Annotated in this window: 22 protein-coding genes; 10 read left to right on the top strand and 12 right to left on the bottom strand. The window is 70.2% G+C overall.

The window, feature by feature from the left end:
• The first annotated feature begins 69 nt into the window (after positions 1-69).
• From ABZX85_RS47940 to ABZX85_RS47920, 5 genes are all read left to right on the top strand, one after another.
• Positions 70-978 carry an oxidoreductase gene (locus tag ABZX85_RS47940; RefSeq protein WP_355884587.1) on the top strand — a complete coding sequence of 303 codons (909 nt, stop codon included), beginning with the start codon at positions 70-72 and terminating at the stop codon, positions 976-978.
• 151 nt (positions 979-1,129) lie between these two features.
• Positions 1,130-1,903, top strand: a complete 774-nt coding sequence (locus ABZX85_RS47935; protein ID WP_355884585.1) for a serine protease — start codon at positions 1,130-1,132, stop codon at positions 1,901-1,903.
• Between the two features lie 380 nt (positions 1,904-2,283).
• A complete protein-coding gene (locus ABZX85_RS47930) occupies positions 2,284-3,291 on the top strand; it encodes a bifunctional lytic transglycosylase/C40 family peptidase (protein WP_355884583.1) in 1,008 nt (335 codons plus the stop codon).
• A gap of 175 nt (positions 3,292-3,466) precedes the next feature.
• Complete coding sequence (locus tag ABZX85_RS47925) at positions 3,467-4,168, top strand: phosphatase PAP2 family protein (RefSeq protein ID WP_355884582.1); 702 nt, start codon at positions 3,467-3,469, stop codon at positions 4,166-4,168.
• A 236-nt stretch (positions 4,169-4,404) separates the two neighbouring features.
• Entirely contained in the window at positions 4,405-5,019 is a 615-nt protein-coding gene (locus ABZX85_RS47920) for a DUF4328 domain-containing protein (protein WP_355884580.1), read from the top strand.
• Positions 5,020-5,059: 40 nt separating this feature from the next.
• Here ABZX85_RS47920 and ABZX85_RS47915 read toward each other — a convergent pair whose 3' ends face one another.
• Complete coding sequence (locus tag ABZX85_RS47915; protein ID WP_355884578.1) at positions 5,060-5,407, bottom strand: hypothetical protein; 348 nt, start codon at positions 5,405-5,407, stop codon at positions 5,060-5,062.
• 252 nt (positions 5,408-5,659) lie between these two features.
• On the opposite strand from ABZX85_RS47915, the gene ABZX85_RS47910 reads away from it, so the two are divergent.
• Both ABZX85_RS47910 and ABZX85_RS47905 read left to right on the top strand, forming a co-directional pair.
• Positions 5,660-6,328: a methyltransferase domain-containing protein gene (locus ABZX85_RS47910; protein WP_355884607.1), complete on the top strand. Its 669-nt coding sequence runs from the start codon at positions 5,660-5,662 to the stop codon at positions 6,326-6,328.
• Positions 6,329-6,518: 190 nt separating this feature from the next.
• Positions 6,519-6,848: a hypothetical protein gene (locus ABZX85_RS47905; protein ID WP_355884576.1), complete on the top strand. Its 330-nt coding sequence runs from the start codon at positions 6,519-6,521 to the stop codon at positions 6,846-6,848.
• A gap of 313 nt (positions 6,849-7,161) precedes the next feature.
• Here the strand turns inward: ABZX85_RS47905 and ABZX85_RS47900 are convergent, their stop codons facing one another.
• Positions 7,162-8,160 carry an inorganic phosphate transporter gene (locus tag ABZX85_RS47900; RefSeq protein ID WP_355884575.1) on the bottom strand — a complete coding sequence of 333 codons (999 nt, stop codon included), beginning with the start codon at positions 8,158-8,160 and terminating at the stop codon, positions 7,162-7,164.
• Between the two features lie 8 nt (positions 8,161-8,168).
• Positions 8,169-8,789: a DUF47 family protein gene (locus ABZX85_RS47895; protein ID WP_355884573.1), complete on the bottom strand. Its 621-nt coding sequence runs from the start codon at positions 8,787-8,789 to the stop codon at positions 8,169-8,171.
• Positions 8,790-8,983: 194 nt separating this feature from the next.
• Between ABZX85_RS47895 and ABZX85_RS47890 the strand changes: the two genes are divergently transcribed.
• Complete coding sequence (locus tag ABZX85_RS47890) at positions 8,984-9,337, top strand: metal-sensitive transcriptional regulator (protein WP_355884571.1); 354 nt, start codon at positions 8,984-8,986, stop codon at positions 9,335-9,337.
• A 42-nt stretch (positions 9,338-9,379) separates the two neighbouring features.
• Here the strand turns inward: ABZX85_RS47890 and ABZX85_RS47885 are convergent, their stop codons facing one another.
• The gene (locus ABZX85_RS47885; protein WP_355884569.1) at positions 9,380-9,568 is read right to left on the bottom strand and encodes a hypothetical protein; all 189 of its coding nucleotides are present in this window, start codon (positions 9,566-9,568) and stop codon (positions 9,380-9,382) included.
• 119 nt (positions 9,569-9,687) lie between these two features.
• Complete coding sequence (locus ABZX85_RS47880) at positions 9,688-10,512, bottom strand: hypothetical protein (RefSeq protein WP_355884567.1); 825 nt, start codon at positions 10,510-10,512, stop codon at positions 9,688-9,690.
• 129 nt (positions 10,513-10,641) lie between these two features.
• Here ABZX85_RS47880 and ABZX85_RS47875 point away from each other — a divergent pair, with 129 nt between their 5' ends.
• Together ABZX85_RS47875 and ABZX85_RS47870 are read left to right on the top strand one after the other, a co-directional pair.
• Positions 10,642-10,806: a hypothetical protein gene (locus ABZX85_RS47875; RefSeq protein ID WP_355884565.1), complete on the top strand. Its 165-nt coding sequence runs from the start codon at positions 10,642-10,644 to the stop codon at positions 10,804-10,806.
• 127 nt (positions 10,807-10,933) lie between these two features.
• Entirely contained in the window at positions 10,934-12,478 is a 1,545-nt protein-coding gene (locus ABZX85_RS47870) for an FAD-dependent oxidoreductase (protein WP_355884563.1), read from the top strand.
• A gap of 108 nt (positions 12,479-12,586) precedes the next feature.
• Here the strand turns inward: ABZX85_RS47870 and pstB are convergent, their stop codons facing one another.
• The 7 genes from pstB to ABZX85_RS47835 form a co-directional block, all read right to left on the bottom strand.
• The gene (gene pstB / locus ABZX85_RS47865; RefSeq protein ID WP_355884561.1) at positions 12,587-13,363 is read right to left on the bottom strand and encodes a phosphate ABC transporter ATP-binding protein PstB; all 777 of its coding nucleotides are present in this window, start codon (positions 13,361-13,363) and stop codon (positions 12,587-12,589) included.
• A gap of 41 nt (positions 13,364-13,404) precedes the next feature.
• Positions 13,405-14,454 carry a phosphate ABC transporter permease PstA gene (pstA, locus tag ABZX85_RS47860; protein WP_355884559.1) on the bottom strand — a complete coding sequence of 350 codons (1,050 nt, stop codon included), beginning with the start codon at positions 14,452-14,454 and terminating at the stop codon, positions 13,405-13,407.
• Positions 14,451-15,443 (bottom strand): phosphate ABC transporter permease subunit PstC, encoded by a 993-nt coding sequence (pstC, locus tag ABZX85_RS47855; RefSeq protein WP_355884557.1) that lies wholly within the window; start codon positions 15,441-15,443, stop codon positions 14,451-14,453. Before pstC ends, pstA begins: the two co-directional genes overlap by 4 nt.
• 101 nt (positions 15,444-15,544) lie before the next feature.
• Positions 15,545-16,678 (bottom strand): phosphate ABC transporter substrate-binding protein PstS, encoded by a 1,134-nt coding sequence (gene pstS / locus ABZX85_RS47850; protein WP_355884555.1) that lies wholly within the window; start codon positions 16,676-16,678, stop codon positions 15,545-15,547.
• Between the two features lie 197 nt (positions 16,679-16,875).
• On the bottom strand, positions 16,876-17,307 hold the full coding sequence (locus ABZX85_RS47845) for an NUDIX hydrolase (RefSeq protein WP_355884553.1): 432 nt from the start codon (positions 17,305-17,307) through the stop codon (positions 16,876-16,878).
• A gap of 41 nt (positions 17,308-17,348) precedes the next feature.
• Positions 17,349-18,779 (bottom strand): CHAD domain-containing protein, encoded by a 1,431-nt coding sequence (locus ABZX85_RS47840; RefSeq protein WP_355884551.1) that lies wholly within the window; start codon positions 18,777-18,779, stop codon positions 17,349-17,351.
• Positions 18,760-20,985, bottom strand: a complete 2,226-nt coding sequence (locus tag ABZX85_RS47835) for an RNA degradosome polyphosphate kinase (protein ID WP_355884550.1) — start codon at positions 20,983-20,985, stop codon at positions 18,760-18,762. Before ABZX85_RS47835 ends, ABZX85_RS47840 begins: the two co-directional genes overlap by 20 nt.
• Positions 20,986-21,094: the final 109 nt, after the last annotated feature.

Below are 21,094 nucleotides of genomic sequence, written 5' to 3'. Positions count from 1 at the left end.
GGAATCGTAGCGCGACACCCCCCTCATGTTGTCGTTGCCATCATTGTTGTCGGCGTCTACATTGGGGACATGGCTGACTCCAAGCAGAGCAAGTGGAACGTGGACCGGTTGCCGGCGCTGACCGGCCGTACCGTCGTCATCACCGGCGCCAACAGCGGCATCGGCCTCACCGCGGCCCGCGCGCTGGCCGGCGCCGGCGCGGGCGTCGTCTTCGCCGTACGCGACGTACAGCGCGGCCAGGCCGCCGCCGCGCAGGTCAACGGCGACGTCGAGGTACGCCGCCTCGACCTCGCCGACCTCGGGTCGGTCCGCGAGTTCGCGCGGGCCTGGGAGGAACGCCCGCTGCACGTCCTCATCAACAACGCCGGCGTCATGATGGTCCCGCAGGGCCGTACGGCGGACGGGTTCGAGACGCAGTTCGGTACGAACCACCTGGGCCACTTCGCGCTGACCAACCTCCTCCTGCCGTACGTCGAGGACCGCGTCGTCACCCTCTCCTCCGGTGCGCACCGGGGCGGCCGTATCCACTTCGACGACGTCGACCTGGCCTCCCGCTACACCCCCGTCCGCGCCTACGCCCAGTCCAAGCTGGCGAACCTCCTCTTCACGCTGGAGCTCCAGCGCCGGCTCACCGCGTCCGGCTCCTCCGTCCGCGCCCTCGCCGCGCACCCCGGGTGGTCCGCGACGAACCTCCAGAGCCACCACGACAAGGCCGCCGTCCGCTGGTTCATGGCCGTCGGCAACCGGCTCTTCGCCCAGTCCGACCGGGCGGGCGCACTTCCCACGCTCTACGCCGCCACCCAGGACCTCCCCGGCGCGAGCTACGTCGGACCCGACGGGTTCGGGGAGATGCGGGGGGCGCCGACTCTGGTGGGGCGGACGGAGGCGGCGAGCGATGTCGAGGCGGCTCGGCGGCTGTGGACGCTGTCCGAGGAGCTGACCGGGGTGGGGTTTCCTGCGGGGGTGGGGGTGCGGTGAGGCGATGGTGGGTGTCGCCTCCGCCCGGTGTGCGTCGACCGATCGGGTGACGATGTTCGAGTGTGTCCGGCGTCACAGCCATCCCGAGTGTCAGCCGTTCCACAGGCCGGGTTGATGTTTTTCTCACCTTGATGGTCCAGAGTGGGCCCCGATGAACCGCACCCGCCCCCAGGGCAACCGAAGGTTCGCGCTGTTGGGCGCGACGGTGTTGATGGCAGGGAGTTGTGTCCTGGCGTCGGCGGCTGTCGCTGATGACGGAGCGGGGCCGCTGGGGGTGACGGTGGTGGCGTCGGGGGCGGCGGCTGCCGCGCGGGTGGGGGCGCTGTTCGACGCCGATGACGCGGGGAAGCTGGCCGGGGCGCACTTCTGCACGGCGTCCGTGGTGCAGAGCGAGGGGCGGAACCTGATCGTGACCGCCGCGCACTGTCTCGGGGGTGATGACGGGTCCGGGGTGGTGTTCGTGCCCGGGTACCGGGACGGGAAAGCGCCGTACGGGGTGTGGAAGGTGCAGAAGAACTTCCTGCCCGACGGGTGGTCCAAGGAGCAGAGCGAGGACAGCGACCTCGCGTTCGCCACGCTCGCCCCCAACGCCGCGCACAAGAACATCCAGGACGTCGTCGGCGCCAACCTGTTCGCCACGGGGACGACCACCGGGGCCTCGCCGGTGACCGTCACGGGGTACCCGGACACCTCCGACCGGTCGATCACCTGCACCAACCGGCCGTCCGTCCACAGCGGCACACAGCAGCGGATCGACTGCCCCAGCTTCAGCGCGGGAACCAGCGGCAGCCCCTGGGTGAACGGCCACCACGAGGTCGTCGGCGTCCTCGGCGGGCACGAGCAGGGCGGGGACACGGACGACGTGTCGTACAGCGTCGTCCTCGGCAAGGAGGCCGCCGAGCTGTACCGGGACGCCGGCGGCTGAGGACGGCCGAGGGACGCCGACGGCTGGGGGAGGGCGCGGCGTACGATCGTCTGTCGTATCGCGTGTTCTGAACGCTGGATAGAGAAGGTCGTGTCCCCCACCCCCCACCTTCGTACGACCACCCCCCGCATCCCTCTTCCCCGCCGCGTACCCGGCAGTTCCTGGAGCAAGGCCGGCCCGGCCGGACCCGAAGGCGCCCCACCCGTCACCGACGTCCGCTGCCGCCGCTGCGGCACCCCGCACGAAGCCGACGACCCCTGCGGCGCCGGGGATTAGAACGCCCTCGCGATGGACAGTGTCCGACCGGGGCGAACTTACCCGTACGCGGCGAGGTCGGGCCGTAGACTGACGCGCGGTGACTCCCGGCCGGCGAGGGGCGGTTGACGGTGCGTAAGGCGTGGATCTGGGTGACCGTGGTCGCCGGGGCCGGTCTCGCGTTCGTCATGGTGCTCGTCGTCGGTGTCTACCTGGTCGCCGGGAACATGGCCAACGGGGTCGGCGGCGGCAGCAAGGCGCTCGCCAAGGGGTCCGTGCCGGCGGCGTACTCCGCGCTCGTGCAGAAGTGGGGGAACATGTGTTCCGCCATCAACCCCGCGCTGCTCGCCGCACAGCTCTACCAGGAGAGCGGATTCAACCCCCGGGCGCAGAGCGCCGCCGCCGCGCAGGGAATAGCGCAATTCATCCCCGGCACCTGGGCGACCCACGGGGTCGACGGGAACGGTGACGGCAGGAAGGACGTCTGGGACCCCGCCGACGCCATTCCGTCCGCCGCCGCGTACGACTGCGAACTCGCGAAGTACGTGAAGGACGTTCCGGGCGATCCCACGCACAACATGCTCGCCGCCTACAACGCCGGCGCGTACGCGGTCATCAAGTACGGGGGAGTGCCGCCGTACAAAGAGACCCAGAATTACGTGAAGACCATCACGACTCTCGAAGAGAGTTTCGCGGCGCCGGTCGGGCGGGTCTCTCCGTCGGAACAGGCCGCGGGGGCGATCTATTACGCGCAGAAGAAACTCGGCACGCCTTATCTGTGGGGCGGGAACGGCACCGCCGCGGACGGCGGGCGGTTCGACTGCTCGGGGCTGACGAAGGCGGCGTACGAAAGCGTCGGCATCGAGCTGCCGCGGGTCGCGAACGACCAGTACAACGCGGGACCGCACCCCACGCGGGCCGAACTCCTCCCCGGTGACCTGGTGTTCTTCTCCGACGACCTCACGAACTCGCGGGCCATCCGGCACGTCGGGATCTACGTCGGCGGCGGGTACATGATCGACGCGCCGCGCACCGGCGCGGTGATCCGGTTCGACCCGATCGACACCCCCGACTACTTCGGAGCGACCCGGGTGACGGCGGATGGCGCGAAAGCGCTGCCGACCACTGTCTGAAAACGGGCGATAATTCCTTGAAGCGGCCCTGAATCGACCCTGAATCGACCCTGGGCCGAGATGACGCGTCTCCCTTGGATAACGTCTCGGTGATCATTCAGTGGAGACAGGAACGCTCGTGGCGGGGCCGTGCGTTCCTGTTCGAGAACGCCCACGACGAAGGAGCCGCAGCACCATGGCTGGACTCGCCGATTCCGGATCGAACCTCGATGTCGACCTGCTCTACGACATCAATGGCCTCGCCAAGGACGCGCCGCACTGGTTCGACCGGATCGTCGGATTCGTCGGTGAATACGGGCTGTTGTTCGGGATGATCCTGCTCATCGTGTGGTGCTGGTGGACGGTACGGCGCCGGGCCGCGTCCGCGGAGGAGGCGGCGTCGTCCGTCGCCGCGCTCGTCTGGGCGCCGCTCGCGGCCGGGGTCGCCGAGCTGATCAACGTGCCGATCCGGGGGTTCGTGGAGCGGCCCCGGCCGTTCAACGACCATCAGGGGCTTGAGGTCCTCGTCTCCGGCAAGACGGACTACTCCTTCGTGAGCGACCACGCGACCATCATGATGGCGATGGGTGTCGCGCTGTTCGTCGCCGATCGCCGGTTCGGGGTGTGGGGGCTGGTGCTGGGGTTCCTCGGCGGGGTCTGCCGGATCTACATGGGCGTCCACTACCCGACGGACGTCATCGGCGGCTTCGCCCTCGGCACGGCCGTCGCCCTCCTCCTCTCCCCGTTGGCCTCCGCCCTCCTGACCCCCGTCCTGAAGTCCGTCGAGCGCTCGCCCCGCGTGGGGTGGCTGGTCCGGAGCCGGGCGGCCCGGGTCGCGTTCGTACCGGGGGCGCGGAGCGGGGCCGTCGGCGCGGGGGAGCGGGATCTGGCGGCGTGAGGATGCCGAGGGCGGTGTGAGGGGCGGGCCGGGGTGTTGAGGGCGGGGTGCGGGCTGGGCGTGCCTCTGTCGGCGGGGTGCGGGCGGGGCGTGTCTCTTCGGGCGGGGTACGGGTGGGGCGTGCCTCTTCGGGCGGCGGCCCGAAAGTCGTACGCCTGTACGGCGATCCGCGCTTAGGATCGCTCCGCCCCGGCGTCCGCTGCGGCCACCCACGCCGCTCGGACAGTCCGGAGACGATGACGATGACGACCGCCGCCGCCCACAGAGCCCCCCGCACCCTCGCTCGTTTCGCGCAGGCCGCGATACTCGTGGCCGCCGTCGCGGACGTGTTCCGCGAGGTGGCCGTCCGGAATCGCCATCTCCACCCCACGGACGCGTCCCGGCACGACTCGGGGTTCGCCTCCATAGTCTTCGTCTACCTCATGACCCTCGCGGTCGTGCTGTTCCTCGTGTGGCTCGCCCGGTCCCGGCACAACGCCCAAGCTCTGTCACCCGGCGCCTCCCTCCCCGGCCGGGTCTGGACGATCGGTGCCTGGTTCGTACCGGGGGTCCACTTCTTCGTGCCGCGCGGGTTCGTCCTCGGTATCGGGCGGGCGAGTTCCCCGGCGTGGGGGCAGCGGCGGGAGACGGCGCTGGTGAACCTGTGGTGGGGCGCCTGGGTCGGGCATGCGGCGGTGCTGACGGTCGGCGGCCGGGTGGCTCCGGGGTCGATGACGGTCCTCGTGGCGGCCTCGGGGCTCATGTGTGTGGCGGCTGTGCTGTTGGGGGTCGTCATCGAACGCGTCACGGCGTTGCAGAGCACGGCACTCGGCGCCGCCGTCCCGGTCGAGCCCCTTGGTGAAACGGTCTAGGCAGCAGCCTTCTGCCGAGCCGACTCCCGTGCCCGTTGGTTCAGTTCGCGCGCTCGCGTGTTGCCGAGGACAGTGTGGCGTAGTCGTCGAGGAAGGCGTCCCAGGTGGCGCAGGCGGCTTCGAGATGACCTACTTCAAGTTGTCGCTGGGCCAGCAGGCCGTTCGCGTGGGCGTTGCCCTGCTTCTCCAACGGGAGGCGGGCACGGTTGGACGCCTTCATGGCCTCGATGCAACCGGGTACGTCTCCCAGGGCGTAGAGAACGCTCGATACGTGGAACTCGTACGCCGCCCGGTCGTACCCGCCGATCGCGTCCCGCCTGTTGTCCGCCCTCGACAGGGCCTCTTCGGTCTCGCGGAGACGCGTGAAGGCGAGCCGCCCGTCCTTCACCAGGGCGGCTCCGTGAGCCTGTTGGTCATGCAGGAAGGCTTGCAGCCGAGGAGCTGCCGAAGGCGCCGCCTCCGCCGCAGAGTCGGCGCCAACGGCTTCGAGGTCGACTCGGAACTGTGGGAGGTCGACGCAGCCGCCTGCGGTCCGTGCGATGACAAGGTGCCCGACAGTCACTGATCCCACGTGACAGCGTGCGCCGCTCCTCCGCAGGGGCGGCGCACTACCGTTCAACTCATGCTCGAGGGAACCCCGTTGCCTGCCGCCGAACACAACTACGACGACGAACGCGCCGTCTGGAACGCATACGCCGAGTCGACGAAGAAGGACGTCTTCGAGTCGGACCCCGTGTTCCGGTGGACGCAGTACCAGGGACACGGCCCGGGACCGGAGCTCCTCGGTGAACCGGAGAGCGTGCTGGAGATCGGCTGCGGTACGGGACGGGCGCTGGCGTTCCTCGCGCAGCGGGGGGTGAAGGCGCGTGGGGTGGACATGTCCCCGGTCATGGTCGCCCGCACCACCGAACGCTGGGGCCCCCTCGGGGTCGAGTTCGTCTGCGCCGAGGTCCTCGACTTCCTCGCCGAAGACACCCGTACCTACGACGCCGTGTACTCGATCTTCGGTGCCGCCTGGTTCAGTGATCCGCGGCGACTGTTCCCGTTGGTGAAGCAGCGGCTCGCCCCCGGAGGCCGGTTCGTGTTCTCGCAGCCGCCCGCCATTCCTGGGGCGTACGGCCCGCAGGGCATGTACAAGGGGGGGTTCGCGGGACCGGCGACCTACACCTACCGATACAGCCACACCCCGGCCGTGTGGCGAAGTCTCCTGCGGGAGGCAGGTTTTGACGAGGTGTCGGTGCGTGTTCACGACGCTCCCCAGGCGGGCCACATCGGCACGTTGATCGGTCTCGCCGTCGCGCCTCGCTAGGTTTCCCGCCCGAATACCCGACAACTCCTGTCGGGATACAGGGAGTTTGCTGCAACTCGGTGCGTCGGCGCCGATGTTGGTGCTAGCGTGCCCGCAACACAACAAAAAAGTGGCCCCACCAGGACTCGGAGTGCGCGAACACTCCGCTGATGGGGCCGTGACGACATACTCCCTGGAAGGACCTGTCGCCGTGCGCCACTCTATCGCGCGCGCCATTTCGGCGTGCCTCCGCACCCTGCTCTCCCTCGCCCTCCCCGCCACCGGCAGGCGCCGCAAGCACCCCGCCGCAGCGCTCCCGGTCCCGCCGGAGCCGTACGTCAGCCCGTGGTCACGTCCCTGGACCGGGCCCACGAAGGAGGAGGCCGCCGAGATCTTCCGTCGCCAGGCGGAGGAGGACGCCTTGCGGGAACTCCAGGGGGAACGCAGGAGGGCGGCGGCCTACGCGACGCTCGGCGTCGACTATCCGTACACCTACGACGGCGCCCCCTTCGGCGCGGCCGACTTCAGGGCCAGCGCGTGAACCGGGAGGCCCTGATCTCCGACCCGCCGGGCTCGCTCTGGGCCGTCTGCTGTCGCTGCGGACGATGGAGCCGCGCGGCCGTGGAGCTCCGGGGGTTCGGTCCGGGGCCCGTCCGCCACGCCTGCCCCGACTGCGTGCTCATCGTCGCCACCGGCCACTGAGGCCACCCCGCCCGGTCGGCGTCCGGTCCCGTCCGGACGTCGGCCCCGGGACCGTCGTCCCCCTGTTACACCGCTGTGTGCCCACCGACCACTCCACCCCGTACGTTCCCCGCGACCCCGTAGTCCGGACCCGGCCCCCACACGGGTCCGTACTACAGGAACGCCAGTCTCACGATCCAGTACACGACCGCGGCGACCGCCGCCGCGGCCGGCATGGTGATGAACCAGCCGAGGATGATGTTCTTGGCGACCCCCCACCGCACGGCGTTGATCCGCTTGGTCGCGCCGACGCCCATGATGGCGGAGGTGATGACGTGGGTGGTGGAGATGGGCGCCTTGAAGAGAAACGCGGTCGTGAACATGATCGACGCGCCGGTGGTCTCGGCGGCGAACCCCTGCGGCGGGTCGAGTTCGATGATCTTGCGGCCGAGCGTGCGCATGATGCGCCAGCCGCCCGCGTACGTCCCGAGCGACAGCATGACCGCGCAGACGATCTTGACCCAGACGGGGATCGGGTCGCCGTAGTCCTCGACGTCGGCGATGACGAGCGCCATCACGACGATGCCCATCGTCTTCTGCGCGTCCTGGAGGCCGTGGCCGAGGGCCATCCCGGCGGCCGAGACGGTCTGGGCGATGCGGAAACCGCGCTTGGCCTTGTGCGGGTTGGCCCGCCGGAAGAGCCACATGATCGCGGTCATGACGAGATAGCCGACGACGAGCCCGACGACCGGCGACACGAACATCGGGATGACGATCTTCTCCAGCACGCCGTGCCAGTAGACGGTCGTCCCGCCCGCCAGCGCGGCCCCGACCATCCCGCCGAACAACGCGTGCGAGGACGACGACGGCAGCCCGAAGTACCAGGTGACGAGGTTCCAGGTGATCGCGCCGACGAGCGCGGCGAAGAGGATGCCCATCCCCTTCGAGCCCTCGGGCGTCTGGATCAGCCCCTCGCTGACGGTCTTGGCGACCCCGGACCCGAGAAAGGCCCCCGCGAGGTTCATCACGGCGGCCATGGCGAGCGCGGCACGAGGGGTGAGCGCCCGGGTGGAGACGGAGGTGGCGATCGCGTTGGCGGAGTCGTGGAAGCCGTTGGTGTACGTGAAGAAGAGCGCGACCAGGATGGTCACGACCAGGGCGAAGGTGTCCATGAGGGGGTTCAGGACTCCTTGACGGCGATGGTCTCCACCGTGTTCGCCACGTGCTCGAACGCGTCGGCGGCCTCTTCGAGGACGTCGACGATCTGCTTCAGCTTGAGCACCTCGATCGCGTCGTACTTCCCGTTGAAGAGGTGCGCGAGGAGCTTGCGGTGGATCTGGTCGGCCTGGTTCTCCAGCCGGTTGACCTCGATCCAGTACTCCGTGAGGTTCTCCATCGTCCGCAGGTTCGGCATCGCCTCGGCGGTGAGCTCCGCCGCTCTCGCCAGCACCTCGATCTGCTGCTCGACGCCCTTGGGGAGTTCCTCGACGTTGTAGAGGACGACGAGGTCGACGGCCTCCTCCATGAAGTCCATGATGTCGTCGAGGGAGGACGCGAGGGCGTAGATGTCCTCGCGGTCGAAGGGCGTGATGAACGAGGAGTTCAGCTGGTGGAAGATCGCGTGTGTCGCATCGTCACCGGCGTGTTCCGCGGCCCGCATGCGCTCTGCGATCTCGGCCCGGCCGGCGGTGTCCGCCCCGAGCAGTTCCATCAGGAGTTTCGAGCCCGTGACAATGTTGTCCGCGGACGCGGCGAACATGTCGTAGAAGCTCGTCTCCCTGGGGGTCAGACGAAAGCGCACGTGGGGTCCTCTAGATGCATCGGTTTCGGTCAGGCTGATGCTAAGCGCATCATCCGGTCAGGGCTAAGGGGCCGTCCCCCAGTGTCGCCCATCAGGCAGAGTGACCAGCACGGGGTGGGACCAAGGGCCCTATACCCAGCAAACTTGGTTACGATATACCCACTAGGGGTATACGAGACGAACCGGAGGACGCGATGACGACCACAGAGGCCGAGAAAACACCGGCGCCCTCCGAGAAGCCGTCGCCGGAAGCCGCCGAACACGCGACGCACGGGTACCACAAGCAGAAGGACGAGCACCTCAAGCGGCTGCGCCGGATCGAGGGCCAGATCCGCGGCCTCCAGCGCATGGTCGACGAGGACGTCTACTGCATCGACATACTCACCCAGGTCTCCGCCTCCACCAAGGCCCTCCAGTCCTTCGCCCTCCAGCTCCTCGAAGAACACCTCCGCCACTGCGTCGCCGACGCGGCCCTCAAGGGGGGCGACGAGATCAACGCGAAGGTGGAGGAGGCGACGAAGGCGATCGGGAGGATGCTGCGCACGTGAGGGAGGGGCGGCGGGGCGGGGACGCCGGGTGCGGTACGACCGTCAGCGCCCCGCGCCCCCGTCCCGCTGCTCCACCACGCGTACGACCCTCAGCACCTCGTCGATGAAGTCCAGGCTGAGCCGCTCCCCGTCCGCCGCGGACGCCGCGATCATCAGCTCGCCGCACAGCTCGATCTCGGCCAGGGCCACGTGGTCCTGCACCGCCGTCCCACCGCCCGAAGCCACGCGCATCACCCCATCCCTACGACCGGCTTCCTAGAGTAGGCAGCCCCCCACACACGGCGCATGGCACGGAAGGGCTAGTTCTCCCCCACCCGCCCCACCCACCGGCACCGCCCTCCTCGCCCCCCTCACTCCGCGATCCGCCCCGCGTAGATGTCCCGGGACTCCGGCAGCCGTACGACGACCGGTGCGCCGAAGTCGTACAGCAGGACCGTCGACGCCACGGCCACCACGCCCGCCCGTCCGCTGTTGACGAAGCTGAAGCGGTGGCGGAGTTTGCGGATGCGGGCCTGGTCGTCGAGGTAGACGTCGAAGGGGACCCGCGCGGTGGCGAAGCCCTCGGCCGCGGCGGCGAGGGAGGCGCGGTTCCCGGCGGTGGCCCCGCGGGCGGCGAGCGCGAGATCGGCGATGCCCCGGTAGTGGTGCACGGCCACCCCGGCGACCTCCTCCCGCCCGACGTACGACGCCTCCTGCACCCCCCGCAACAGCTCCGCCGCGGCGAACGGATCGGTGGCACCGCCGGTGACGAGATTCCCGTCCGCCAGCGTCGCCGTGTCCACCCGCACCCATTTGTCCGCAGGCACCCCGGCCCCCCGGTTCTTCATGAACAACGCCCCGGGCGCGAGCAGTTCGGTGATCGGACGGTGCTCGCTGACCCCCGTCGGGTCCTGCGGCAGCACCACCCGCAACTCCCCGAGCTGCCGCCGGTAGTCGTACACCCCCTCCCCCCGGATCGTCACCCGCGTCCCGCCCGTCGCCATCTCCATCGACGTCTGCGCCCGCGAACTCCCCGCCGCGAACAGCGTGTCCGCGGCCCGGTGCAGCCTCCCCACCACATCCCCCGAGGCCGCGTCCTCCGCCGCCGCCCCGCTGCTCACACACCCGGAGGCCCCGGCCACCACCCCGGCCACCAGCCCCGCGACGGCCACCGCACCGCCCCGCCTGTACTGCATCCTGCCAACCCCCAGCTCGCGGGCCCCCTCGTCCCCCGGTTCAACGACCGGCAAGTACCACCGTCACGCCCACCCGCCCCTGACCCGCCCCTGAAGAACCCTTTACCGGCCCTGAGTACCGTGGAGTACGTGACGCATCCGGACGGCACCCCCACCCCCTCCGGCGAACATCTCGCCACCACCGTCGAGCAGGGCCGCTTCTGCTTCGCCCGCTGCACCTGCGGCTGGCGCGGCCCGGCGAGACGCGCGAGAAGCCTGGCCCGTACGGATGCGGAGAACCACGCGAAGGGCTGAGACACCAGGGCCCCGCCCCCGTCCCCGCCCCGTCCGCGCCGCGCCGCGCGGGAACCCTCTGTTCCGGAAACTCGTCTCGTTCGGCAGACAGACACGGCGAAGAGCCGCGACGGAGGGCGGAAAGACCATGGAACGGCGCATGTTCATCGGCGGCGCGGCGGCACTCACCGCGACGGCCGCGACCGCCGGCTGCAAGTCGACCCTGACCGGCGGCAGCCCCACCCCCGCCGGCTCCGGCGGCTTCGCCGCCACCTCCCTCGCCTCCGCCCCCACCGACTGGAAGGCCCTCGCCGCCGGCCTCGACGGCCTCCTCGTCCGCCCCGGCGAAGCCGAGTGGGCAGCCGCCCGCCAGCTCTACAACACCCGCTTCGACAATCTGAAGCCGACGGCCGTGGCGTACGTCGCGAACACCGACGACATCCGTACGACGCTGGCGTTCGCCCGCGCCCAGAAGCTCAAGGTCGCCATCCGCAACGGCGGCCACTCCTACGCGGGCTGGTCCTCGGGCGACGGCCGCCTCGTCGTCGACGTCTCCAAGCTGAAGACCATCAGGGTCGGCGGCGGCACGGCCGTGGTCGGCGCCGGCGCCAAGCTGATCGACGTCTACCGCACGCTCACCGCGAAGGGCGTGACGATCCCGGCGGGCTCCTGCCCCTCCGTCGGCGTCTCCGGCCTCGTTCTCGGCGGCGGGCACGGCGTCGTCTCCCGCGCGTACGGCCTGACCTGCGACAGTCTCACGCAGGCGACGGTCATGACCGCCGACGGCAAGCTGCTCACGGCGAACGCGAAGCAGAACCCCGACCTGTTCTGGGCGCTGCGCGGCGCGGGCAACGGCAACTTCGGCGTCGTCACGGAACTCCAGTTCAAGACGCACGCCGCTCCCCAGGCCGTCTCCGGCTACCTGACCTGGCCGTGGGCGAAGGCGGCGGCCGTGCTGCGGGCCTGGCAGGAGTGGGGTCCGTCGCAGCCCGACGAGATCTGGTCGGCGCTGAGCTTCTCGAACTCCCCGGGCGGCACCCCGACCCTCTCGATGGCCGCGTTCTCCCTGGGCACGTACAACGAGCTCCAGAACGCGGTGGACCGCCTCGCCGCGAAGGCGGGCGCCCCCAGGTCCGTCTCCCTGCGCCGCCGTTCCTACGCGGAGGCGATGGAGGTGTACGCGGGCTGCTCCTCCTACGCCAAGGCCGCGAGCTGCCACCTCCCCGGCACCCTCCCCAACCGCACCCCCGGCGGCAAGCTGAGCCGCGAGACGTACACGGCCCGCTCCGACTTCTACGACAGGTCCCTCTCCGAGGCCGGCATCCAGGCACTCCTGAAGCAGATGCGTACGGTCCAGGGCGGCGCCGGCAGCATCGCCCTCACCGCCCTCGGCGGCGCCGTCAACCGCGTCTCCCCCACGGCCACGGCCTTCGTCCACCGCCGCTCCCGCTTCCTCGCCCAGTACATCGCCTCCTGGAAGTCCGGCACCCCGGGCACCGCCGCCCAGTCCTGGCTGAACACCGCCCACAAGGCCATGCAGCCCTACGCCTCCGGCGCCGCCTACCAGAACTACACCGACCCCACCCTCACGAACTGGCGCAAGGCGTACTACGGCGACGCGGCCCCGAAACTGGCGAAGGTGAAGCAGCAGTACGACCCGACGAGGTTCTTCTCGTATCCGCAGGGGATCTAAGGACTGGCCCCGGACGCGCGTGGGCCCGCCTCCTGGGAGCAGGAGGCGGGCCCTTTTACGGCCTCGCGGTGGCACCGCCATGCAGCACCGCGAGGGGATCGGGGGGGCTTAGCCGAAGCGGCCGGAGATGTAGTCCTCGGTGGCCTGGACGGACGGGTTGGAGAAGATGCGCTCCGTGTCGTCGATCTCGATCAGCTTGCCGGGCTGGCCGACGGCGGCGAGGTTGAAGAAGGCCGTGCGGTCGGAGACGCGGGCGGCCTGCTGCATGTTGTGCGTCACGATGACGATCGTGAACTGTTCCTTCAGCTCGCCGATCAGGTCCTCGATGGCGAGGGTGGAGATGGGGTCCAGGGCCGAGCAGGGCTCGTCCATCAGGAGGACCTTCGGCTCGACCGCGATCGCGCGGGCGATGCACAGGCGCTGCTGCTGACCACCCGAGAGGCCGGAACCCGGCTTGTTCAGGCGGTCCTTGACCTCGTTCCAGAGGTTCGCGCCCTTGAGGGACTTCTCGACGACGTCCGCGAGCTCGCTCTTCTTGAAGCTGCCGTTCAGGCGCAGGCCCGCGGCGACGTTGTCGAAGATGGACATCGTGGGGAACGGGTTGGGGCGCTGGAACACCATGCCGACCTCACGGCGCACCGACACCGGGTCGATGCCGGGGCCGTACAGGTCCTCGGAGTCCAGGAGGACCTTGCCCTCGACCCGGCCGCCGGACGTCACCTCGTGCATCCGGTTCAGGGTGCGCAGGAACGTCGACTTGCCGCAGCCGGAGGGGCCGATGAACGCGGTCACCGTGCGGGGCTCCACGGTCATCGAGATGTCCTCGATGGCCTTGTGGGAGCCGTAGTAGGCGGTCAGTCCGCTTACGTCGATTCGCTTGGACATATCTACTTCACTTCCAGACAGTCGCTGACTAGGAGGCCGCGTCAGCGACCGGACTTCGGCGCCTTCCAGCGGGCGATGCCGCGCGCCACCAGGTTGAGGATCATCACGAACGCGATCAGCGTCAGAGAGGCGGCCCAGGCACGGTCGTACGCCGCCTCGGAACCGGCGCTCTGGGAGTACTGCTTGTAGATGTACAGCGGCAGCGACTCCTGCGCACCCTCGAAGGGGTTGTTGTTGATGAACGGGTTGCCGAACACCAGCAGCAGGACGGGTGCGGTCTCACCGGCGATACGCGCGATGGAGAGCATGACGCCGGTCGTGATGCCGCCGATCGCGGTGGGGAGGACGACCTTCAGGATCGTCCGCCACTTCGGGATGCCGAGCGCCAACGACGCCTCGCGCAGCTCGTTCGGGACGAGCTTGAGCATCTCCTCCGTGGAGCGGACCACCACCGGCATCATGAGGATCGCGAGGGCCAGCGAGCCGGCGAAGCCGAACGGCTGCATGTCGAAGATCAGCATGAGGCTGAGGATGAACAGGCCCGCGACGATCGACGGGATGCCCGTCATGACGTCGACGAAGAAGGTGACGGTCTTGGCGAGCGCGCCGCGGCCGTACTCCACCAGGTAGATCGCGGTGAGCACCCCGACCGGGGCGCCGATCGCGGTCGCGAGGCCGACCTGTTCGAGGCTCCCGATGATCGCGTGGTAGATGCCGCCGCCGACCTCGGAGTCGGCGACGATCCCCATGGAGTGGGAGAGGAAGTAGAAGTCGAGGACCTTGACGCCGCGCTGGACGGTCGCCCACACCAGGGAGGCGAGCGGGATCAGCGCGAGCAGGAAGGCGACCCAGACGAAGCTGGTCGCGACCCGGTCCTTGGCCTGCCGGGGTCCCTCGATCTTCGCGGCGATGCCGTAGGTTCCGACGACGAAGAAGACGCCCGCCATCAGGGCCCACTGGATGCTGCTGTCGAGTCCGGCGACGGTGCTGACCAGCAGACCGAGCGCGACGGAGCCGGCGGCGATCGCCCAGGGGGTCCACTTCGGCAGGCTGGCCCCGCGCAGGGTGCTCTTGACGGTCGCGGTGCTCATGCGTTGGCCCCCGAGTACTCCTTGCGGCGGGCGATGATCAGCCGGGCCGCGCCGTTGACCAGCAGCGTGATGACGAACAGCACGAGACCGGAGGCGATCAGGGCGTCGCGGCCGAAGTCGTTCGCCTCGCTGAACTTGCTGGCGATGTTCTGGGCGAAGGTGCCGCCGCCGGGGTTGAGGAGGCTGGCGTGGATGTCGAAGTCGGGGGAGAGGACCGTCGCGACGGCCATCGTCTCGCCGAGCGCGCGGCCGAGGCCGAGCATCGACGCGGAGATCACACCGGAGCGGCCGAACGGCAGGACGGCCATGCGGATGACCTCCCAGCGCGTCGCGCCGAGGGCGAGCGCCGCCTCCTCGTGCATCTGCGGGACCTGGCGGAAGACCTCACGGCTGACGTTCGTGATGATCGGCAGGATCATGATCGCCAGCAGGATCGAGACGGTGAGCAGCGAGCGGGCCGGACCCTCGTCCCACGCGAAGAGGCCGGTCCAGCTGAAGTAGTCGTTCAGCCAGCCGAACAGGCCGTTCATGTGCGGTACGAGGACCAGGGCGCCCCACAGGCCGTACACGATGGACGGCACCGCGGCGAGCAGGTCGATCACGTAGGCGATCGGGCCGCGCAGCCGGCGGGGGGCGTAGTGGGTGAGGAACAGCGCGATCGAGACGGCGATCGGGACGGCGATGAGCATCGCGATCAGCGACGAGACGATCGTGCCGAACGCGAGGACGGCGATGCCGAACTTCGGCGGGACGAGGCTCGTGTTCCACTCGAAGGTGGTGAGGAAGTTGCCGTCGTCCTTGCTGATCGCGAGGACCGCGCGGTACGTCAGGAAGACCGCGATCGCGGCCATGATGACCAGCAGGAAGATGCCGGAGCCGCGCGAGAGGCCGAGGAAGACCTTGTCGCCGAGGCGGCCCGTGCTCTTCTTCTTGATCACGGGCGCGGGTGCCGTGGGGGGAGGTGCGTCGGTTATCTGTGTCGTGTCCATGTCTGGGTTCTCCGGTCTGCGGGAGCCGGTGGGCCCCGGGCGGCGGTGCACCGGATGGCACGGCCCGGGGAGCGTCGCGCTCCCCGGGCCGTGCCGTCAGATCAGCTCAGGCCCTCGATGGTGGAGCGGACCTTCGTGATGATCGCGTCGGGGATCGGCGCGTAGTCGATGCCCGACAGGACACCCTGGCCGTCGGTGGAGGCGATGTAGCGCAGGAACGCCTTCGTGGCGGGCAGGCTGTCGGCCTTGTTGCCCTTGTCGCAGACGATCTCGTACGTCACCAGGGTGATCGGGTACGCGCCCTCGGCCTTGGTGGTGTAGTCGAGCTTCAGCGACAGGTCGGAGCCGGTGCCGACGACCTGGGCCGCGGCGACGGCCTTCGTCGCGCCGTCCGAGGACGCCTTGACCGGGGTGGCCGCGCCGGTGTTGATGGCGACCGCGTTCAGGCCGTCCTTGGCGTACGACAGCTCCATGTAGCCGATGGCGCCGTTGGTCTGCTTGACGCCCTGCGCGACACCGGAGGAACCCTGGGCGGACTGGCCGCCCTTCGCCTGCCACGCCTTGCCGCCGGAGAACGTCCAGTCGGTCGGGGCGGCGGCCTTGAGGTACTTGGTGAAGTTGTCCGTCGTACCCGACTCGTCCGAGCGGTGGTACGCCTGGATCTTCAGGTCGGGGAGCTTGGCGCTCGGGTTCAGCTTGGCGATCGCCGCGTCGTTCCAGTTGGAGATGTCGCCCTTGAAGATCTTCGCGATCGTGGGAGCGTCGAGCACCAGGTCGGAGACGCCGGAGAGGTTGTAGGCGACGGCGATCGGGCCGGCCACCATCGGGAGGTCGATGCCCTGGCCGCCGGAGCAGATCTTCTTGGAGGCGGTGACCTCGTCGGGCTTCAGCGCGGAGTCCGAGCCGGCGAAGGCGACCGTGCCCTGGTTGAACGCGGTGATGCCCGCGCCGGAGCCGGAGCCCTTGTAGTTGACCTGAACACCGGAGCACGCCTGCGTGAAGTTCTTCACCCACGCGTCGATCGCGTTCTTCTGCGCGGAGGAGCCGTCGGCGAGGAGCTGGCCCTTGGCGTCGTCACACTTGACCGAGCTGTTCGACGTGGCGGCCGAGGAGCTGCTGTTGTCGCTGGCCTTGTCGCCCGTGTCGTCGGAACCGCACGCCGTGAGGGCCAGGGCGCCGGAGACGGCGAGGGCGCCGAGAGCGAGAACTCGCCGGTTCTTGCGCTGAAGCTTCACTTGAGGGAGATCCTTCCAGGAGCCGCCGTCCTGAATCCGGCGGCGTGCGGGGCGAAGACTTGTGGCCCGAGAACGTCCGTCGTGCCGCGTTCCGTGCCGTGTAAGGCCGAAATTAAGCAGATCAGGTGAAGGCGCCGATGGGCTCATATGAACGGCGGGTGAACCCCTGAAGGCGGTGTGGTTAGGTCACGGAACGCTTACGTCTGAGACACGGTGGAGCGTCCGGTCGCGGTCAGCAGCGCGTCCACGAGGTCGCGGTCCCTCGGATGGGTGAGGCGGTTCCTGGCCGCGGTCGGGGAGAGCCACAGAATGCGGTCCACCTCGTCGTTGGGAGCGAACGCGCCGGACGCCGCCCGCGCCGCCCAGTAGCGGACCTCCTTGGGGCGGCCGTTCACCTCGTACGCGAGGGTGAGGAGACGGGCCCCCGGGGTCGCCGTGTACCCCGTCTCCTCCTCGACCTCGCGCAGTGCGCCGTCCAGGGGGTGTTCGTCGCGCTTCAGCTTGCCCTTGGGGTGCGACCAGTCGTCGTACTTCGGGCGATGGACGAGGCACACCTCCAGCGCCTCGTCGATCGGCGAGATACGCCACAGGACGCAGCCGGCCGCCTGGATGGTGTCCTCGTTGTTCATACGATCCGCCTTTGCCTCTGCGCGCGCCTCTGCGCCTGCCTCTACGACGACGGTGTCAGCATCCGCGTCTGCCAGCTCTGCTGGAACGCGTACCGGGCGGCCTCGACCTCGTGCCGCTGGTCCGCGTGCAGGACGCCCAGCGCGTACGCCGTCGCCGGGGCGATCCTCGGGGTGCGGGCCGCCTGGGCCGCCGCCGCGGCGGCCTCCGAGGCGTCCCGGTGCCGGTCCAGCGCCTCGCCCGCGGGGCTCTGCGGGAACTCGCCGCCGTTCAGCACCTCCAGGGCGTACCGGTGCAGGCGCAGCAGCAGGCGGACCTGGTGCCAGGGGGTGTCCTGGGGGTGCGGGGCCGGGTCCGGGGAGAGGCCGTGGATCAGGGCCTCCGCGTTGTAGGGGTGGCCGGCCGTGAGCAGCGGGAGGCCCGCGATCGCCGCTGTCAGGCGCTCCTCCGCCGCGCCTGCCAGGGGGGCCAGGGGGGTGGCCGGGGCCGCCGGGGTCAGCGGGACCTCGCTGGCCAGTAAAGCGATCTTGTCGGCGACCGCGTGGAAGCGGCTCGACCCGAGGGCCTGGAGGGCGGTGCTGTGCGCGCGGGTGCGGGCGAGGGTGAGCTGGCGGTCCAGGAGGGCGCCGGCCTTGGCGGCGCCCACGGTGAGGGTGCCGCGTTCGGGGGCGGTGGCGGGGGTGGCCGCGGTGGCGGCCGTGGGGGCGGTTCGGCCGGGCGCGGCGGCCGGGAGGGTGTCGGCCGGGCCCGGGTGACCGGTGCCGGACGTCTCGGCGGCGCCCGGGGGCGTCGTACCCGTCCGGGCGCGTGCCGGCTGTTCCGGGAGGGCGGGGGCGCCCGAGAGGCGGTGGAGGGCGAGGAGGAGGCGTTCCAGGCGGGCCTCGCAGGAGTGTTCCAGGGCGAGGGTGCCGGAGAGCCAGGCCAGTTCGGGGCGGATCTGTTCCGCCCAGTCGGGGTCCAGGAGGGGGCGGAACGTGTGGAGGCTGCCGCTGATCCGCCGCGCGGAGCGGCGCAGGGCGCGGGCGGCGTCCGGTGAGTCGTCCACCGGGGCGGCGCCCGCACCGGTCTCGCGGTGCAGGCGCAGCGCCCGGAGGAACTCGGTGGCCTGGGAGCGGAGGTACGCGGCGAGGAGGTCGCCGGTCGTGGTGGCGCGCGCGCCCGCGCCTGCGAGCGCCGGGGCGGTGGGGGCTGCCGGGTCCGCGAGTGCCGGGCCGGTGAGTGCGGGGCCGGTGGGTGCAGGGCCGGTGGGTGCCTGGCTTGTGAGCGGCGGGCTTGTGAGCGGCGGGCGCTCCCCCCTGCCGTCGGACGGTCCCCCGGTCACCACGTCACTCCTCCCCCGGTCACCCCGGGCCACGGCACTGTCGGTGCCCTGGGCGAGGGCGTCGTACGTGTTCCCGGTGGTGGCGTTCCGGACCGCGGCCGAGGCCCCGGCGGGGGCCCGGCCGGTCAGGTCGTCATGGTGTCGCTGTGCCACGCCGGCGCCTCCGGGCGTCTATGAACATCTCCTGGATGTTGCGCAGGGGCTGGCCGTCGGCGTCGGTGGCGTGCCGGGTCCACTCGCCGTCGGGGCCGAGGTGCCAGGAGGCGGTCGTGTCGGACATGCCGGTCTCCAGCATGCGGTTCAGGGCGGCGCGGTGACCGGGGTCGGTGACCCGGACGAGGGCCTCGATACGGCGGTCCAGGTTGCGGTGCATCATGTCGGCGCTGCCGAACCACACCTCGGGCTCGCCGCCGTTGCCGAAGGCGAAGACCCGGGAGTGCTCCAGGAACCGGCCGAGGATCGAGCGGACCCGGACGTTCTCCGAGAGACCGGGTACGCCGGGACGGATCGCGCAGATGCCCCGGACCCACACGTCGACCGGGACGCCCGCCTGCGACGCCCGGTACAGCGCGTCGATGATCGCCTCGTCGACCATCGAGTTGACCTTGATCTTGACGTGCGCCGGACGCCCCGCGCGGTGGTGCTGCGTCTCCTTGTCTATGCGGGAGACCAGCCCGTCCCGCAGCGACTTCGGGGCCGTCAGCAGCCGGCGGTACGTCTCGCGGCGGGAGTACCCGGAGAGCCGGTTGAACAGGTCGGAGAGGTCCGCGCCGACCTGCGGATCGGCCGTCAGCAGCCCGAGGTCCTCGTACAGCCGGGCCGTCTTCGGGTGGTAGTTGCCGGTGCCGACGTGGCTGTAGCGGCGCAGCGTGTCGCCCTCCTGGCGGACGACCAGCGACAGCTTGCAGTGCGTCTTCAGCCCGACGAGGCCGTAGACGACGTGGCAGCCGGCCTCCTCCAGCTTCTTCGCCCACTTGATGTTCGCGTGCTCGTCGAACCGGGCCTTGATCTCGACGAGGACCAGCACCTGCTTGCCGGACTCGGCGGCGTCGATCAGCGCGTTGACGATCGGCGAGTCACCGGACGTCCGGTACAGCGTCTGCTTGATCGCGAGGACGTCCGGGTCCTCCGCGGCCTGCTCGACGAACGCCTGCACCGACGTCGAGAAGCTGTCGTACGGGTGGTGCAGCAGGACGTCCCGCTCGCGCAGCGCCGCGAAGATGTCCGGCGCGGACGACGACTCGACCTCGGCGAGGTCGCGGTGCGTGCCCGCGATGAACTTGCGGTACTTCAGCTCGGGCCGGTCCAGGCCGTGGATGCGGAACAGGCCGGTCAGGTCGAGCGGGCCCGGCAGCGGATAGACCTCCGCCTCGGAGATCTTCAGCTCGCGCACCAGCAGGTCCAGGACCTCCCGGTCGATGGACTCCTCGACCTCCAGGCGCACCGGGGGGCCGAAGCGGCGCCGCATGAGCTCCTTCTCCAGCGCCTGGAGGAGGTTCTCCGCGTCGTCCTCCTCGACCTCCAGGTCCTCGTTGCGGGTGAGGCGGAAGGCGTGGTGCTCCAGCACCTCCATCCCCGGGAACAGCTCCTCCAGGTGCGCGCCGATGACGTCCTCGATCGGGACGTACCGGCCGGGCGCGCTCTCCAGGAACCGCGACAGCAGCGGGGGCACCTTCACGCGCGCGAAGTGCTTGTGCCCGCTGACCGGGTTGCGCACGACGACCGCGAGGTTCAGGGAGAGGCCGGAGATGTACGGGAAAGGATGTGCCGGGTCGACCGCCAATGGGGTGAGGACCGGGAAGATCTGGTGCCGGAACAGGGTGAACAGGCGGGCCTGTTCCTTCTCCGTCAGCTCCGCCCAGCGGACCAGGTGGATGCCCTCCTCCGCGAGCGCGGGGGCGACGTCCTCGTGGTACGCGGCGGCGTGCCGGGCCATCAGTTCGCGCGAGCGCGCCCAGATCATCTCCAGCACCTCGCGGGGCTGGAGGCCGGAGGCGGAGCGGGTCGCGACGCCGGTCGCGATGCGCCGCTTCAGGCCGGCCACCCGGACCATGAAGAACTCGTCCAGGTTGCTGGCGAAGATGGCCAGGAAGTTGGCCCGCTCCAGGAGCGGGGTGTTCGGGTCCTCCGCCAGCTCCAGGACCCGTTCGTTGAACGCGAGCCAGCTGCGTTCCCGGTCGAGGAACCTGCCCTGCGGCAGTTCGGCGCCGTTCTCGTCGTACGCGTCGAGGTCGGCGTCGATGTCGGGTTCCAGGTCGGACACCGTCGAGGGGGAGACCGTGTGCGGCCGGTGCGCCGCTATGGACCCCACCGAGGGCTGTGCGTGCTGGGCTTCTGCCTGGGCATTGGACTGGCTCATAAACCCATTCTTCCGCGCATGGGGCAGGACGGGCGCGTCGGAACGTGCGGGGACGAGGGGGGCGACACCCGCGGACGACCGATCCGTGGGCAGATCCGTGTGATGCGTG

Source organism: Streptomyces sp. NPDC004539 (assembly GCF_040610055.1).
Taxonomy (GTDB): Bacteria; Actinomycetota; Actinomycetes; order Streptomycetales; family Streptomycetaceae; genus Streptomyces.
Note: the sequence above shows the minus strand (reverse complement) of the source record. Positions and strands in the feature narration are given on the sequence as shown.